The organism is Mycobacterium lehmannii (assembly GCF_001499925.1).
Lineage (GTDB): Bacteria > Actinomycetota > Actinomycetes > Mycobacteriales > Mycobacteriaceae > Mycobacterium > Mycobacterium lehmannii.
On the sequence record NZ_LQIR01000058.1, the window covers coordinates 1 to 1,333 of the forward strand.

Below are 1,333 nucleotides of genomic sequence, written 5' to 3' on the forward strand. Positions count from 1 at the left end.
CTTCGGTTCAGGGGGTCGATGCAACAGCACTCGTTTTGATTGAGGAGTGTTGTTGTGCCGCTTCCACCTCTTGCCTCTGTTGTGCGCGAGTTCTGGGGTCATGTCAGTGATGGCTGTACGGCCGGGGACGCCGGTCTGGCGGTCGGCGTGTCGGAAGGCACCGGAGTTCGCTGGCTGCGCGACGCTGGCGGAGTGAAGCCACGGCTTACCGAACCGAAGAACTCAGGTCCTAAGCCTCGACTGACCTTGGCCGATCGCATCCAGATCGACCTCGGCATCAAGACCAACGAGTCGCTGCAGTCGATAGGTGCGCGGTTAACTCCGGCGCGGCCGGCCTCGACGATCAAGCGTGAGATCGACGCCAACGCCGATATCCATAACGTCACGGGGACGTCGGGGTATCGGCGGAAACAAGCCTTCGGCGCGCGCCAAAGCGGCAGAACTGCGCAGGTGCATTACGACGCGTACGTGGCCCAAGCCCGTTCTGATCAACGCGCTCGACGCCCCAAACCAAGCAAGCTGGCTGTCAACGAGCGGTTGCATGAAGAGGTGCAGAGGCGGTTACTTGAGGAACACAGCCCTGAACAGATCGCTGAGCGGTTAGTGATCGACTTCCCCAACGACCCGGAGATGCGAGTGTCACCCGAGACCATCTACCGATCGATTTACGTTCAGGGCAAAGGGAATCTGCGCCGCGAATTGCACACCTGCCTGCGCACCGGACGGGCGATACGCAAACCTCAGCGCCGTCCCGACGAGCGCCGAGGCCGCATCCGCGACATGATCAACATCAGCGAACGCCCGCCCGAAGCCAAAGATCGCGCGGTACCCGGGCACTGGGAGGGTGACCTGATACTGGGCAGCACCGCCTCGGCCTCGGCGATCGGCACCGTGGTGGAGCGTGCCAGCCGGTTCGTCATGCTGTTGCATCTGCCCGACAACCACGGCGCCGACGCGGTGCAAGAGGCCATCGTCGACAAGATGGCTCAGCTGCCAGCGATCCTGCGCAAAACCTTGACCTGGGACCAAGGCAGCGAGATGGCCAACCATATCGCCATCGCCGCCGCCACCGAACTCGATATCTACTTCTGCGATCCGCACTCTCCATGGCAACGCGGCAGCAACGAAAACACCAACGGCCTGCTACGCCAATACTTTGCCAAAGGCACCGACCTCTCAATCTTCCCGGCCGACTACCTCGACTACGTCGCCGCCAAGCTCAACACCCGACCACGCAAAACCCTGGGCTGGAAAACCCCGGCAGAAGCCCTCGACGAACTACTGTCGAACCCGTCCAAACCACCCGCTATTGCATCGATCGCTTGAAACCGCC

Annotated in this window: 1 protein-coding gene; it reads left to right on the forward strand. The window is 61.9% G+C overall.

Annotated features, from left to right (window positions below; genetic code table 11):
* Positions 1-54 precede the first annotated feature (54 nt).
* Positions 55-1,326, forward strand: coding sequence for an IS30 family transposase (locus tag AU192_RS21850; RefSeq protein WP_120275769.1), 1,272 nt, complete (start codon positions 55-57; stop codon positions 1,324-1,326).
* Positions 1,327-1,333: the final 7 nt, after the last annotated feature.